This window comes from Streptosporangium sp. NPDC051022 (genome assembly GCF_040683035.1).
Lineage (GTDB): Bacteria > Actinomycetota > Actinomycetes > Streptosporangiales > Streptosporangiaceae > Streptosporangium.
The window spans coordinates 207009-223530 of record NZ_JBFBCF010000002.1 but is presented as its reverse complement, the minus strand read 5'-3'; the positions used below and the strand labels follow the sequence as shown (position 1 = coordinate 223530).

The window sequence follows — 16522 nt, the reverse complement described above, 5'->3', positions numbered from 1 at the left end:
CGTGGATCCGCTGAAGACCAGCTCGCTCATCACCGACACCTACCGGCGCTACCTGCGGTCACTGCTGCCCGTGCGCGATCCGAAGATCGCCGAGGCCCTGGCGACGGAGATCACGAACAGCCCGATGCTGACCAAGGGGCCGTTGTTGGAGGCGACCCCGCCGTACGCGGCAGGCGCCACACTGCGGCAGCTCATCGAGGAACGGGTGCTGTCGTCGTCGTTCGAGAAGCTGGGAAGTACGGCGCTGCCCCTGGACCGCCCGCTCTACCTTCACCAGGAGCAGGCGATCCGCAAGGCCGCAGGCGGCCGCAACCTCGTGGTGGCCACGGGCACCGGGTCGGGAAAGACGGAGTCCTTCCTCCTGCCGATTCTGAACTCCCTGATCACCGAGCACGCGAACGGCACGCTCGGCCCCGGCGTGCGGGCTCTGCTCCTTTATCCGATGAACGCGCTCGCCAACGACCAGCTCAAGCGTCTGCGCCAACTTCTGGAGAAGACCCCGTACATCACCTTCGGCCGGTACACCGGGGACACGAAGGAGCAGATGCACGAGGGTCTGGCGCAATTCTCCGAGCTGAACCCTGGGCAGCAGCCGCTGAAGAACGAGTTGCTGAGCCGCCAGGAGATGCGCGACAAGCCCCCGCACATCCTGCTCACCAACTACGCGATGCTGGAGTACCTCCTGCTCCGTCCCTCCGACATGGACCTGTTCGAGGGCGAGCACAGCGGGCACTGGGAGTTCATCGCCCTCGATGAGGCCCACGTCTACGACGGCGCCAAGGCCGAGGAGCTCGGTATGCTCCTGCGTCGCCTGCACGACCGGGTCGCTCCGAAACAGCGCCTGCAGTGCATCGCCACCAGCGCGACCGTCGGAGACCAGCCCAAGGCCGTGATGGAGTTCGCCTCGAAGCTCTTCAACGTGCCGTTCGAGTGGGCGGAGGGCGACGGCAGCCGACAGGACCTGGTCAGCGCGACCCGGGTGACGATGCCCCGGGGCCCGTTCTGGGGCCCGCTGTCGGCTGACCAGTACCGGGAGCTGGCGCAGTACGACGATCTCGATGACGCGCTGAGCTGGCACACGACCGGCGAGTTCCCCGACACCGCTTCGGCTCTCGCCCACGAGCGCACAATGGCTGACCTCCGGGGGACCCTGTCTCGTGAACCGAAGGCGTTCGACGCTCTCGCGCAGGAGCTTTTCGACGGCCAGGAGGATCCGGAGGGAGGACTGGCCGCACTCGTCGAGGTCGGCAGTCGGGTGAAGGACGCGACCGGCACTTCCGTCCTCTCGGCGCGTTACCACCTGTTTGCCAGAGCCACCGAGGGGGCCTTCACCTGCCTCACCGGAAAGGGTCCCCACGTCTCGCTGAACCGGCACGAGACGTGTCCCGCCTGTGAGGGCGCCATGTTCGAGCTCGCCGGCTGCAAGCGGTGCGGGGCGGTGCACCTGATGGGCGCCGTCGTCCACTCCCCGGGAGGCTACGTCTTCACACCGCGAATCACCCATGACAACCCCCGGGCCTGGCTCCTGCTGGACGACACCCCCGAGGTCGTCGACGAGGACGAGACCACCCTTTCGGATGTCGCGCCCACCGAGGGCCAGACCGCTTACCTGTGCCCGCGCTGCGGAGCCCTGCACAGCTCCTGGCCGTCCTTCTGCGGCAGGAACGGCTGCGGCGAGAGCTCGTTGCGACCGGTCAGGAAACTGAACACCAAAGCCGCCTCCCCCACCGGCTGCGTGTCGTGCGGCGGCCGGGGCTCGGGCATGATCCGCCCGTTCGACAGCGGCCGGGACGCCACCGCGGCCGTGCTGGCGACCGCCCTCTACCAGCAGATTCCTCCGGCCCCCGACCGGGACACGGCCGACCACCCCGGTGAGGGCCGCAAGCTCCTCACCTTCAGCGACAGCCGTCAGCAGGCCGCCTTCTTCGCGCCCTACCTGGAGACGAGCTACTCGGGACTGCAGCATCGCCGCCTCATCATGGAAGGTCTCCACGAGGCGGTCGAGGGCAGCGGCCAGGTGAGCGTGGCCTCGTTGATCTTCTATGTGACCAAGGCCGCCAACAGGGCGGGTGTCTTCCCGAGCAAGGACGACGACCCGACCCGGCAGCGGGCCGTCGCGCTGTGGGTGATGCGCGAGCTGCTCGCACTGGACGAACGGCAGTCCCTGGAAGGTCTGGGCCTGGTCCGGGTCGAACTCGCGCGGAACTCCTCGTGGAGGCCGCCCGCCCCCCTGCTCGCCTTGGGCTTGTCCGAGGACGAGTGCTGGGATCTGCTCCAGGAGCTGGTGCGGTCGCTGCGCACCCAGGGGGTACTGACCATGCCGGAGAACGTCAACCCCCAGGACGAGGCGTTCCAGCCACGAACGGGCCCGATCTATGTCCGAAGCGACGGCTCGGAGGCCAAGCTGAAGGTGCTGAGCTGGCTCCCCACCCGAGGCGTGAACCGGCGGCTGGACTATCTCACACGGGTGCTTGCGGCGCTCGGCTCCCCAGCCGACCCCAAGGAGGTGCTGGGCGGCTGCTGGCGCTTCCTCATCGCGCAGAAGGGCACGTGGTTGCCCGGTGACAGCCCGCGGTTGGTCGGCCCGGTCCACCAGATCGACCACACGGGGTTGCGGCTCTCCCCGGCGGAGAAGCTATACCGGTGCGACCGATGCCGCCGCTTCGCCGGGGTCAGCGTCCGTGGCGTCTGCCCGATGATGGGGTGCACGGGCAGTCTCACCGAGGCGACGGCCGACCTCGACGACCACTACGCGACGCTCTACCAGAGCATGGCCCCCATTCCGCTGGCCGCCATGGAGCACACGGCGCAGTGGACCGGCACCAAGGCCGCCGAGATCCAGCAGCAGTTCATCAGGGGTGAGCTGAACGTCCTGTCCTGCTCGACCACGTTCGAGCTGGGGGTCGACGTCGGCGAGCTGCAGACGGTCATGCTGCGCAACATGCCGCCGACCACGGCCAACTACATTCAGCGCGCGGGCCGTGCGGGCCGTCGCGCCGACTCGGCCGCGCTGGTGCTCACCTACGCGCAGCGCCGCTCCCACGACCTGGCTCGCTATCAGGAACCGGAGGCGATGATCGCCGGTCAGATGCGCGCGCCGTACGTGCCGCTCGGCAACGAGCGGATCGACCGCAGGCACGCGCACTCGGTGGCGCTGGCCGCGTTCTTCCGGCACGCCAAGGAGACCAGCGGCGAGGTCTGGCGGAACGCGGGCGACTTCTTCCGCGGCCCCCAGGGAGCGCAGGACGCGCCCTGCAACCGGCTCCTCGAATTCCTCACCCCGGTTCCCAAGGAGATCACCGCGGCGCTGCGCCGGGTGCTCCCCCCGGAGGTCCAGGGCGAGATCGGGGTGGAGTCAGAGAGTTGGGTGATCGGGCTGTGCAACCTCCTGGACAAGGCCCGCGAGGAGCTCGACCAGGACATCACTATCTTCGAACAGCGCATCAGCGAAGCCGTGCAGAGCAAGAAGTTCCAGATCGCCGACCGCTTCCAGAAGACCATCAACACGCTGACCAAGCGCAACCTCATCGGCTTCCTGGCCAACAGGAACGTGCTGCCGAAGTACGGCTTCCCCGTGGACACCGTGGAGCTGCGGACCATCCACTGCGACGGCCAGGTGGGGTCCAACCTGGAGCTGGCCCGCGACCTGTCCAGTGCCATCTACGAGTACGCCCCGGGGGCCGAGGTGGTCGCGGGCGGCCAGCTGTGGACGTCGGCCGGGGTGTACCGCCTGCCCGGCCGGGAGCTGATCAGCAGGAGGTACTACGTCTGCCGGGCCTGCGGGCACTTCCGGTACGTCGAGGACGATGTGTCCCTCGTCTGCCCGGCCTGCGACACCCCCGCGGACACGACGCCGCGCGAGTACTGCATACCCGAGTTCGGGTTCATCGCGGAGCGGAAAACCCGCAGACCCGGCACCGAACCGCCCAAGACGTCGTGGCACGGAGCCACCCACGTGGTGGAGTTGGCGGCCGATCCGGTGGAGTTCCGCTGGCGCACGGCGGGCGGCCTCGGTGTGCGGGCCCGTTCGGGTGAGCGCGGACAGATGATCGCCCTTTCCGAGGGGATCGGCGGCGCCGGTTACCTGATCTGCGACAGGTGCGGCTGGGCGGTCGCCAACCTGGGTCGGAAGGTGTCGAGCCATAGCAACCCGGTGCGGCAGGCGGAGTGCAAGGGTCAGCTGCAGTGGCGGTCGCTGGCGCATCTGTACCAGACCGACATCCTGGAGATCCGTTTCGATGGACTGAGCATGCCGTGGGACGAGTGGCTGTCCACGCTGTACGCCCTGCTCGAAGGGGCAGCCTACGGGCTGGAGATCAGCCGCAACGACATCGACGGAACAGTTCACGCCGGGACCGACGGGCAGACGAGCCTGGTCATCTACGACACGGTGCCCGGCGGAGCCGGTTCGGTGATGCGGATCGCGAGGGAGCTCGACGTCGTCGGCGAGACCGCGCTCAGGCGCATGTCGGACTGCGGCTGCGGCGAGGAGACCGCCTGTTACGGCTGCCTGTGGAACCGGAGCAACGAGCGCGACCACCAGTCGCTGAGCCGGGGCGCGGCGCTGAAGGTGCTCCGGCTGCTCAGCGAGGACGGACCACTCAAGCTTGAAATGTGACGTTTCAGCCCGGACGTTCCCTTTTTACTGCCGGGTGTTTATCGCACCCGGCGCTTACCGTTTCGATCTCCGCGATATCTGATGAAATCTGCGGACTGCTCTGACAAAATGCCCTCTGATCACCGTTTGGGACGGTCCAAAGCGTTCAACGCCGAGCACTGTCCCGAACGCGGATCGTCATGTGAATACGGCAGGAAGGGAAAGCCCAGTGGACCGCTGGCAGGGACCTCGCTCACCTTTCCCCTGGGAGCAGGAGGCCCTCGACTACGTCCGGGGAAAGTTGCCCGACACGGATCCTCACCTGGGCTTTCAGACCTTCAGCTTCACCGCCAGGAGCGGGCACTCCCGCGAGGTCGACCTGCTCGTCACGACCCCGGCGGGATGCTTCCTCGTTGAGATAAAAAGCCATCCGGGACGGGTCGTCAACGACGGCGGCCACTGGAGCTTCATCGGCGAGCGGACTCTCACCCTCGACAACCCGCTCGATCTGACCAACCAGAAATGCCGAGAGCTCAGAGGCCAGCTCGAATGGGCCGCCCAGCAGCTGGAATTACATGTCCGTATTCCCTATATCGCCCCGGCCGTATTCCTCTCCGACCCCGGCCTCGTCAGCGAGCTCGACGAGGTTCAGCGGCTCAACGTCTACGCCAGGGACGAGGCGGGCAGCGGCCTGCCCGGCATCTGGAAGGGCCTGCTCGGCCAGGCGCCCCGCAGCGACAGCCGGCGGATCGACTCCGCGTTCGCCCGGCGGCTGCCCGACCTGCTGCGTAGGATCGGCGTCAGCGCGGTCCGCAAGAACATCAAGGTCGGCCAGTGGCAGCTGCAGGCCAGATCGCTGGAGACCGGGCCGACCTGGGAGGACTACCTCGCCGAGAACACCGCCCTGGCCGGTGAGCACCGGCGGGTGCGCGTCTACCTGTCCGAGCAGCGCGCCACCAGGGAGGATCGCGAGGCGACCCGCCGCGTCGCCCGCCGCGAGTACCTCGTCCTGCAGGGCATCGACCACCCGGGCATCCTCAAGGCGCTCGACTTCAGCGACGACCACCCCGGGGGCCCGGCCGTCCTCTTCCCGCACAAGCCGGAGTGGCTCCGCCTCGACCACTACATGACCCGGTACGGCGCGCAGCTCGACGTCGCCACCCGGCTGGACATGATCAAACAGCTCGCAGAGGCGCTGGACCACGCCCACCGCCAGCACCTCTACCACCGGGCCCTCGCGGCGCGCAGCGTCTGGGTCGAGTTCCACGCCAACGGCCGCTATCCGCGGCTGATGGTCGCCGACTGGCAGACCGCGGCGCTGAACCGCATCGCCGGGCCGGGCGTGGCCGTCCGCCAGACGCTCACCCAGCACGCGGCCCCCTCCCTGGCCGGGCACATCGAGAAGGCCGCCCAGGCGTACCTCGCCCCCGAGTTCGTCCAGCCGGACGCGGAGAGCGTTCCCCTCGACGTCTTCGGGCTCGGCGCGTGCGCCTACCTCGTCCTGACCGGCAGGGCCCCCGCCGAGAGCCGGGGCGAGCTGACCCTCCTGCTGGCCGAGCGGTCGGGCCTGGTCCCGAGCGCGGTCACCGACTCGATGGACCCCCTCCTGGACGAGCTGGTCCGGGACGCCACCCGGCCCGAGGTGTGCGACCGGCTCGACTCGGTCCGCGCGCTGCTGCGCCGCCTCGACCTGGTGGAGGAGAGGCTCTACGCGCCCAAGGAGGTCGACCCGCTCCAGGCGCCCAAGGGGGCCGAGGTCGGCCCGTGGAAGATCCTCGGCACCCTGGGCAAGGGCTCGACCGCCCGCGCTCTGCTCGCGGAGCGCACGGTCAGGGGCACCGACGGCGCCGGAAAAGACGCCACCCAGGAGGCGGTCCTCAAGGTCGCGCTGAACGACGCGGCGATCCCCCGCCTGGAGCGGGAGGCGGCCGTCCTCAAGCGGCTGCACTCGCAGCACATCGTCGACCTCGTCGAGAAGTCGGGAACGCTGGAGTTCGGCGGCCGGACGCTCATCGTGCTGGAGCGGGCGGGCCAGACGACACTCGCCGACTACCTGCGCCACGACGGCCAGCTCTCCATCGAGGAGCTGGAGCGCTACGGCGAGCACCTGTTCACCGCCGTCGACTACCTGGCCAGCGAGGGGGTCCGGCACCGCGACCTGAAGCCCGACAACCTGGCCGTCAGGACCCTGTCCAACCGGCAGACCCGGCTGGTCCTGTTCGACTTCTCCCTCGCCGACACCGACGACAAGGTCGTCACCGCGGGTACCCCGCCCTACCTCGACCCCTTCGTCGGCACCGACCGCCGCCCGGTCTACGACGACCACGCCGAGCGTTACGCCCTGGCGGTCACCCTGCACGAGATGGCCAGCTGCGAGCACCCCTCGTGGGGTGACGGCATGGTCGAGCCGAAACTGCTCGGCCCGGCCGAGACGGTGCCGCAGCTCGCCGAGGACCGGTTCGACGCGCAGATCCGCGAGGGCCTAGTCGAGTTCTTCACCACGGCCCTGGCCCGCGACTCGGGCAGGCGCTTCCGCACGCTGCAGGCCATGCGCGACGCCTGGCGTGACATCTTCCGGGCGCTTGAGGACAGCCGCCCGATCAGCAGCACCGGGCACGACGAGGCCGCGGCGCCGCAGGAGGTCCGCGACCAGGCCGCCGAGGCGGCCACCGAGGTCACTCCCCTGGTCGCCGCGGGCCTGACCCCGAAGGCGCTGTCGGTCGCGCTCAACGACCTCGGCGTGGAGACCGTCGGCGAGCTCATCCGGGTGCCCGGCGGGCGCATCCAGCGGCTGCGCGGCGTGGGCGTCGCCCCGCGCAACGAGCTGCTCCGCCGGGCCCGCGAGTGGCGCCGCCGCTTCCAGATCACCGAGTCGATCCGCAGGGCCGTCGAGGCCAAGCCGGTCGCCGCCGGCGAGAACGTGGACACGCTCGGCCTGGACGAGCTGGTGGGACGCCTGATCCCGAAGAACGCCAAACCCGGTGACAGCGGAACGAAGGCGCTGCTGCTCAGCCTGGCGCTGCCGGGCCCGGACGGCGCCCCCTCCCCGGTGAAACCGTGGGCACCGCAGCGGGACATCGGCGAGCTCGTCGGGGTCAGCTCCGGCTACGTCGGCAGCGTGCTCAAGAGAGCCCGTGAGCGGTGGGCCAAGGACAGCGCCGTCACCGCCCTCCGCCACGACCTGCTGCGGATCCTCGCCGACAACGGCCGGATCATGGAGTTCTCCGAGCTGGCGGCCGAGCTGCTGGCCCGGCGGGGTTCGGCGCTTGAGGAACCGGCCGCCCGGCTGGCGCTGGCGGCGGCGGCCGTACGGGCGGCGATCGAGACCGAGGAGAAGCTGGAGAACCCGCGCCTGGTCAAGCGGCGCAAGAACGACGGGCGCGTCCTGGTGGCCCACGTCAGCAGTGAGCGGGCGCTGCCGAGCGACGCCCAGCTCATCGACTACGCCCTCACCCTCGGCGGCAAGGCCGACGAGCTGGCGCGGCGGGATCCGCTGCCGGTGACGACCGCCGCGCTGCGGGCGCTACGCGCCGTCCTCGCCCCGGACGGCATGCCCCCGCTGCCCGACACCCGGCTGGTCTCCCTGGCCGCCGCGGCGTCGGTGTCCGCCGCGGTGACCCAGCGGTTCGAGATCTATCCGACGGACCTTGAACCGGTCAGGGCCGTACGGCTGGCGCAGGTCGGCGGCATGCTGTCGACCCCGATCACGCCCGAGGAGCTGCGCAAGCGGGTGCTGGCCCGGCTTCCCCACCTGGTCTCGTTCCCCGACCACGCGGGCGGCCTGCGTAAGGTCCTCAAGGACGCCGGGTTGTCGGTGGAGATCGACGTGGACGGCCGGTACCACCTGCCGGCCGCGAGCCTGCACACCCGGCTGCCCAGCAGCACGGCCACTCACACCACCCTCGGCCGGGTCGGGCGGCTCGACCCCTCCGAGGTCCTCAACCGGCTGGCGACCGTGGCCGACCGGGGCGGCTTCCTGGTCGTCAAGGCCCGGATCAAGAGGGGGCAGGCGGCCGAGCTGCCCGCCGTTCTCGAAGCCATCCCCGAGCTACGGATCTCGCCGGTCGACGTGACCGCGGAGTTCATCCGGGCGCTGCGCGAGGTGCGCGACGAGTGGGGCGTGCCCGAGTGGCCGATCGTGCTGGCCACCGACTCGTCCGACGCCTCCCCGGTGAACCGGGTCGGCTTCGCCGACATGACCGTTGAGGCGTTCGCCCTGGTCGAGGAGCGGATCAGGGCCATGGAGGGGATCGCGCTGCTGCACGACGCGACCCCCTTCTCCCAGGTCGTGCGGGACGGCAGGCTCGTCTCCCGCTACGCCGGGGGGGCCGAGCTGCTGGCCCGCCTGGCCGAGGCCGCCCGCAGCACCTACGAGACGCCGCACGGCGTGTGGCTCCTCGCCCCGATGGCCGACCCGCGCGAGGCGGCCCAGCTCGACGGCCAGGCGATCCCCGTGATCCCCGGCGGCAACGAGGAGCTGGCCATGCCCCGCGACGCGATGGCCGCCCTTGACAACGCCACCTCCACCCCCAGGAGAGCTTCGTGATCGACCGTAAGGTGCTGCTGGCCGACCTCCGCAAGCAGGTCGGCACGCTGGAGGACGACCTGCGCGACTGCGCCGAGCAGGACAAGAAGGTCGACACCGAGCTGCGCCGCGAATGGGAACGCGCCCGTACGGCGGAGCGGATCGCCGCCACCTTCGAGTCGTGGCGCGACGAGCGGGTCACCCAGTCGGCCGTCGCCTGGGTCCTGGGCACGGTTTTCCTCCGGTACGCCGAGGACAACCGGCTGATCGACCTGCCCTACCTCGCCGGTCCCGGTGACCGGCTGGACGTGGCGCAGGAGCGGCAGGGCGACTTCTTCCGGGCTCATCCGGACAGGACCGACCGCGACTGGATCCTCGCCGGGTTCCGCGCGATGGCGTCGACGCCGGTCGTGGCGGGCCTGTTCGACTTCGAGCACAACGCCATGTGGCTGATCGCCCGCCCAGCCGGGGAGGGCGAGAGCGGCCTGTCGTTCGACGCCCGGTGGGAGGCCACCGCCGCCCGGCTGGCCGGTCCTTCGCACCCGGTGGCACAGCGGCTCCTCGGGTTCTGGCGGGAGACGGACGCCGACCGTCAGGTCAGGCACGACTTCACCGGCGAGGACACCCGCTTCCTGGGCGACCTGTATCAGGACCTGTCCGAGCACGCCAAGAAGACCTACGCCCTGCTCCAGACTCCGGAGTTCGTCGAGGAGTTCATCCTCGACTACACGCTCACGCCCGCGCTGGAGGAGTTCCACGAGGAGTTCCTGAAGGGCGAGTTCCGGCTGATCGACCCGACCTGCGGGTCCGGCCACTTCCTACTGGGGGCGTTCAAGAGGCTCCTGGCCCAGTGGGAGCAGGACGCCCCAGGCGCGAACCGTTGGGACCTGATCGCCCGCGCCCTGAAGTCGGTCCACGGCGCAGACAAGAACCCCTTCGCTGTTGCTATCTCTCGCTTTCGCTTGCTCATTGCAGCAATGGACGCCGGAAGCATTAAAAAGCTTTCGGAAATGCCCGATTTTCGCCTTATTGTGGGGGTTGGAGACGCACTCCTACACGGACGAGGCGCTGCGGGCATACAAGGTGAAATCTTCGTTGAAGAATTCACCCACGCAACCGAAGATGTCGCCAGGTTTACAGACGATGACCTTCTAGGTGAAGGGTCTTACCATAGCGTAATAGGGAACCCTCCATATATTTACGTCGACGACCCACGCGAGCGCGAAAACTACAAAAAATCCTTCCCGAACTGCACTGGCGAATTTGCCCTCAGCATTCCTTTTGTTGAGAGATTCTTTCAGCTGGCGAAACGCGATGACGGTTCCTACAGTCATTCTGGGTACGTGGGCCAGATAACCGCCAAAGCCTTCACGCAGAGCAAATCCGGAAAACCTCTAATTGAAAATTACATTCCTACCATCGATCTAACCCACATTATCGACACCGAAGGCGTTCGAATTCCAGGCCACGGCACTCCTACCATGATTCTGTTCGGCCGTAAGAGATGGCCCCGGTCGAAAAAAATTCGCGTCATCAAGGGATTGCGAAGCGAGCCGACCGTTCTCGAAAACCCGGAACGCGGAGTCGTCTGGAGGTCGATAATTGATCTAATAGACGCCCCTGGTTCTGTTTGTGATTGGATCGCTGTCCAAGACTCCGAGCGCACAAAGTTCTCTACCTACCCCTGGCGACTTTCAGGCGGGACGGCAGAGGAAATCATGGAGTTTATTTCCACCAGCCATCTTAAGCTAGAAGGATTCGTCACTCGCATCGGATTCTACGGTGACACACACGCCGACGAAGCGTTTTCCCTCCCATACAGTGCAGGCCTGAACGCAAGGGAGAAATTCCCTATCGGAAGGTCAACATATCGCGGGGAAAACGTGCGCGATTGGCAAAAATCAAGGCCAGGACTATTCTTCTTCCCTTACCATAACGACAAGTCCGCATTCAAAGAAGAAGAGCTTCCAGGGGGAGCACTTTCTTATTACTGGCCAATCCGCTCTAGCATGTGGTCGCGCACCACCTTCACCGGCCAGACCTACAAGGAGAACGGGCGCCCTTGGTGGGAGTGGCATCAACTGCCGCGCGACCAAGGCGCCCATCGACACGCAATTGTCTTCGCGGCGATCGCAACCCATGCTCACTTCCTGTGGGATCGCGGAAAGGATGCATACGTACGCTCAGCTCCGATAATTAGATTCCCCTCATCGGCCGACGAGAATATATTTCCATCGCTCATAAATATATTAAATAGCTCAATTGCCACCTTTTGGCTAAGGCAGACAATGCCCCCAAAGGGAGGGAGTGGAATTGGGCGAGGAATTCAAGACGAAGCCTGGGAAGAGCGATACACCATCGACGGTGGAAAGCTGAAGGCCTTTCCATTTCCTGCAAATCTTTCTCCCAAGCTCGCCTTGGCGATTGATTCGTTGAGCCAACAAGCGAACGAAGTAGAGCCATCGGTTATCTGCGCGAAATCTATACCTACGCGTAAGCAACTGGACAGTGGACAGACGAAATATCATCGGATCCGTAGCCGAATGATCTCCCTTCAAGAGGAACTGGACTGGGAGGTCTACAAGCTCTACGGCCTGCTCGACGCCGACGAGGCCGCTGAGCTGTGTGTGGAGAACTGGGCGGCCGGGCCGGGAGAGCCCGATGAGGTTCCTCTCCTGAATCTGGGTGAGCGGGCCTTTGAGATCGTGCTCGCTCGGAAGATGACCGCCGGAGAGATCGAGACCCAGTGGTTCGCCCGGCACGGCTCGAAGCCGATCACCGAGCTGCCCGAGCACTGGCCCGCCGCCTACCGCAAGGTGGTCGAGAGGCGGATCGAGTGCATCGAGAGGCGCCGGGACATCGCGCTCATCGAGCGTCCGGAGTGCAAGCGCCGCTGGGCCGCCGAGCCGTACGCGAAGAAGGAGCGCGAGGCGCTCACCGCGTGGCTGCTGGACCGCTGCGAGACCAAGGACCTCTGGTACGTCCAGGACGACTTCGGCAAGCCTCAGCCGAAGCCGATGACCGTGAACCGGCTGGCCGACAAGCTGCGTGACGACGCCGACGTGGTCGGGGTGGCGCGATTGCTCACCACGGCGATCGGCCTCAGCCCGGACGCCGACCTGGCCGACGTGCTGAAGACGATCCTGGCCGATGAGCACGTGCCCTACCTGGCCGCGCTCCGCTACAAGGACACCGGGCTGCGCAAGCGCGTCCAGTGGGAGCGGACCTGGGAGCTGCAGCGCCAGGAGGACGAGACCGGAAAGCGGCTGAACATCCCGGTCCCGCCGAAGTACGCCAGCGCCGACTTCCGGCCCGGCTTCTGGAAGCACCGCGGCAAGCTCGACGTGCCCAAGGAACGGTTCGTCTCCTATCCTGGCGCCAACTCGAAGACCGACGACAGCATGCTGCTCGGCTGGGCGGGCTGGGACCACCGCGACCAGGGCTACGCGCTGATGACCCTGATCGAGGAGCGCGCCGACCAGGACCTCTGGGAGAAGCAGGAGCTCATCCCGCTGATCGCGGGTCTGCACGAGGTGCTGCCCTGGATCAGGCAGTGGCACAGCGAGGTCGACCCCGACTACGGCGGCTCCTGGGCCGACGCGCTCACCGGCTACCTGGACGACCAGCGACACCGGTACGGCCTGACAGACGACGATCTCACCTCGTGGCGTCCCCTCATGACCGGCCGCGGGCGAAAGAAGGCATGACGATGGCGGAACTGCTGCGCGACCTGATTGAGATTCCCGAGCGCGTCCACGCCGGGGACTTCGTCCTGAAGCTGACCGAGGGCGTCAGCCACGCGGACCGGACCATCCGCGACTACGTGGTGACCCCACAGCTCGCGGAGACCTTCGATGAGGCGCTGGACGTCGTCAAGAAGGCCGTGGAGACCAACAGCTCGCACGCCACCTACCTGGACGGCTCGTTCGGCTCCGGCAAGAGCCACTTCATGGCCGTGCTCCACGCGATTCTGCAGAAGAACCCGGACGTACGGAACAAGAGCGATCTGGTCCCGACCATCACCAAGCATGACCCGTGGCTGCGGGACCGCAGGATCCTGCTGGTGCCGTACCACCTGATCGGCGCGAAGAACCTCGACTCGGCCGTCCTCGGCGGCTACGTCAAGCACGTCGGCAAGCTCCACCCGGACAAGAAACTGCCCGCGGTCTACCGGGACGAGGCACTGCTCGACGACGCCCGCGACCTGCGCGCCCGGCTCGGCGACGAACGGTTCATCGCCGAGCTTCCCGCCGGAGAGGGTGACTACAGGCGGGCGGCGTGGAACGGTGAGTTCCTCGACCGGGCCTTCGCCGCCCCTCCGGGCAGTCGGGAACGACGGCGGCTGGTCACCGACCTGCTGGCGGGGCCGTTCAAACGGTACGCGGGGGCGATGCACGGCGACGGCGAGGCGTTCATCGACCTCGACCAGGGCCTCTCGGTCATCTCGGCGCATGCCAAGGAGGAGCTGGGATACGACGCGATCGTGCTGCTCCTGGACGAGCTGGTGCTCTGGCTCGCCGGGCGGCTCGGCGACGACTCCTTCGTCCGCCGCGAGGCGCAGAACGTCTCCAAGCTGGTGGAGAGCGCCGAGCACGAACGGCCGGCGCCGATCGTCAGCTTCGTGCCACGGCAGCGCGACCTGCGCGAGCTGGTCGGCCGGGACATCGCGGGCTCGCAGACGGCCAGCCTGTTCGACACGCTCAAGTACTGGGACGGTCGTTTCGGCAGGCTCACACTGGCCGACCGGAACCTCCGCGAGATCATCAAGCGCCGCCTGCTCCGGACGAAGAGCACGGAGGCGACGGCCGTGTTGGACGCGGCCTTCGAGCGGACGGCCAGGAACAACCCGCAGGTGTGGGACGTGCTGCTGGACGCCCAGGGCGGCGGCGCGACCCGGCAGGACTTCCGGACGACCTACCCGTTCAGCCCCGCCTTCCTCTCCGCCATGATCGACATCTCCTCGGCGCTGCAACGGGAGCGAAGCGCGCTGAAGCTGACGCAGCAGCTCCTCGTGGACCACCGGGACACCCTCGAAGCCGGGAAGATCGTGCCGCTCGGTGCGATCTACGACGTGCTAGCGGCGGGCGGCGACAAGCCGTTCAGCGACAAGCTCCGCGAGGAGTTCGACCAGGCCAAGCGGTTCTACACCGAGCGCCTGCGGCCTCACCTGCTGCAGAAGCACAATCTCGCCGAGGACGCCGCTCCCACCCCGGCCTTCCGCCTGGACGACCTCACGGCCAAGACGCTGCTGCTGGCGGCCCTGGTACCCCACGTGCCCGCGCTGCGTAACCTGACCGCGAATCGGATCGCCGCGCTCAACTACGGCTCGATCGTCACGATGATCCCTAATCAAGATAAGAAGCAGGTCGCCGCCACCCTGCGAGATCTGGCCTCCACCTTCGGCCAGATCCGCATCTCCGGCAGCCCGGACGACCCCTCGGTGGAGATGGCGCTGATCGGCGTCGACACCCAGGCGATCCTGGCCAGGGCCCGTGGCAAGGACGACTCGGCGGCCAAGCGGCGGCGGCTGCAGGAGATGCTCTGGACTGAGCTAGGCGTGCCCAACAGCGGTCAGATCGAGTCGCGCCGCGAGATCGTCTGGCGCGGCACCCCCCGGGTCGTCGAGGTGGTCTTCGAGAACATCCGCGACCCCGAGCGGCTGGACAGCCGCAAGTTCGAGCCGTCCGAGCCCTGCGCGCTGCGGATCATCGTGGACTACCCGTTCGACGAGGGGAACTTCGGTCCGGCCGACGACCGGAACCGGCTGCTGCGCATCCGTGCCGACCAGCCGAACGCCAGTACGGCCGGTTGGCTGCCGCACTTCTTCTCCCAGGACCGGCTGAGCGACCTCGGAGACCTGATCGTCATCGAGCACGTCCTGTCCGGCGACGTGCTGAAGGAGCTGGCCGAAAATCTCACGGAGGAGGATCGCCACCACGCCCGCAGGCAACTCGAAAGCCGCTGCGAGGCCCTCCTCGTCCGGCTGGGCGATGTGATCAAGGAAGCGTACGGCGTGGCCGAACCGGACCCGGCCAACGTGGGCCGCGAGTCGGATCAGCCGGTCATGCCGCTGATCGACGGGCTGGACATCCGGCTGCAGGCGGGCAAGGGGCTGAACGGCGCCCTGCAGTGGATCTGCGGGAAACTACTCGACCACCAGTTCGCCAAGCACCCGAACCTCGATCCGGATGGCAGCGGCACCGCCTACCGGCCGCGGGATCTGCAACTGGTGCTGGAGAAGATCGAGCAGGCCACGCAGAGCGACCCCAAGCGGGCCGAGGTCGTCAAGAACGACATCCCCGTGTTGAAGCGGATCGGGGAGGCTCTGGAGCTCGGCATCATGCACGAGGCCCACTTCGTGCTCCGCGAGGAGTGGCCGCTGCGGATCGAGCGGGCCGCCAGCAAGGCGGGCAAGACCGGGGACCTCACCGTCCGCGAGATCAAGGAGTGGATCAGGGCCGAGCAGCCCGGCCTACCGGAGGAGATCGTCAGCCTGATCGTCTACGGCTACGCGATCCAGCGGGACCGGGCCTGGGTGCGCGGCGGCCATGTGGTCGCGGCTCCGGACCTGCGGAATCTGCCCGGGGACATGGTGCTCCGCGCGCAGGACCTCCCTTTCCGGGAGGAGTTCCGGGTGGCGTCGGAGCGTGCGTCCGGGCTGTTCCAGATCGAGCGCCCGCCGGTGGCGAGCGCGCGGGCGGTGCACGCCCTCGGCACCGCCGTACGGAAGAAGGCGAGCGAACTGCTGCCCGACGCCGAGATGCTGGTGCGCGAGTTGGAGCTCCACGCTGACCTGCTCGGCTTGGGTACATCGCGGCGCCTGGCCACCGCCAGGACCGCTGCCGGGCTCGTGGAGAGGCTGGCCGGGATCGGTGAGGACACGCCCCTGCTGCGTGAGCTCGCAAGTTTCTCCCTGGACCAGCCGTTGGAGACCTACCGAGTGAACCTTGAGGAGGCAGAAGCAGTCGCGAAGGCGCTCGCCGGAGTGCAGTGGTCCATCGTGGAGGCGGTGGCACAGCGCTCGGATGAGCAGGCCAAGCTGGTCCTGGAGCGGTTGCGCACGGTCTCCGTCCAGAACGAGCAGGTCGTCTCGCTGATCCCCGCGCTCAAGACGGCGAACGACGACGCCGTCAAACTCGTGGTGGCCGCCCATCCGCCCATCGTCGTCACACCCCCCATCGTCACGCCCCCTGTCGTGGACCCGCCTCCCGTCGTGGTTCCGAACCCCGCCAAGCTTTCAGGGGGAGGTGGAGGGGCTACGGTCCCGGTTCCGGGCTCCAAGGAGGGGCGTCGCACCGTGCCGCTGTCCCAGCTCGAAGCCGTCCTGGGCGACCTGCTGAAACTGGCCGGCGAGCACAAGGGCTCGAAGATCGAGATCACCTGGCGAGTGGTGGACTGAT

The 16522-nt window shown here is 67.7% G+C and carries 4 protein-coding genes; all 4 read left to right on the top strand.

The features are described from left to right. The first annotated feature begins 1 nt into the window (after position 1). The 4 genes from AB0N02_RS05060 to AB0N02_RS05045 all read left to right on the top strand — a co-directional run bounded on the left by AB0N02_RS05060 (position 2) and on the right by AB0N02_RS05045 (position 16521). Positions 2-4618 carry a DEAD/DEAH box helicase gene (locus tag AB0N02_RS05060; RefSeq protein WP_363942890.1) on the top strand — a complete coding sequence of 1539 codons (4617 nt, stop codon included), beginning with the start codon at positions 2-4 and terminating at the stop codon, positions 4616-4618. A 208-nt stretch (positions 4619-4826) separates the two neighbouring features. After that, positions 4827-9143: a BREX system serine/threonine kinase PglW gene (gene pglW, locus AB0N02_RS05055; protein ID WP_363942888.1), complete on the top strand. Its 4317-nt coding sequence runs from the start codon at positions 4827-4829 to the stop codon at positions 9141-9143. After that, entirely contained in the window at positions 9140-12829 is a 3690-nt protein-coding gene (gene pglX, locus AB0N02_RS05050; RefSeq protein WP_363942886.1) for a BREX-2 system adenine-specific DNA-methyltransferase PglX, read from the top strand. Before pglW ends, pglX begins: the two co-directional genes overlap by 4 nt. Further along, positions 12826-16521 carry a phage resistance protein gene (locus AB0N02_RS05045; protein WP_363942884.1) on the top strand — a complete coding sequence of 1232 codons (3696 nt, stop codon included), beginning with the start codon at positions 12826-12828 and terminating at the stop codon, positions 16519-16521. Before pglX ends, AB0N02_RS05045 begins: the two co-directional genes overlap by 4 nt. Position 16522 lies beyond the last annotated feature (1 nt).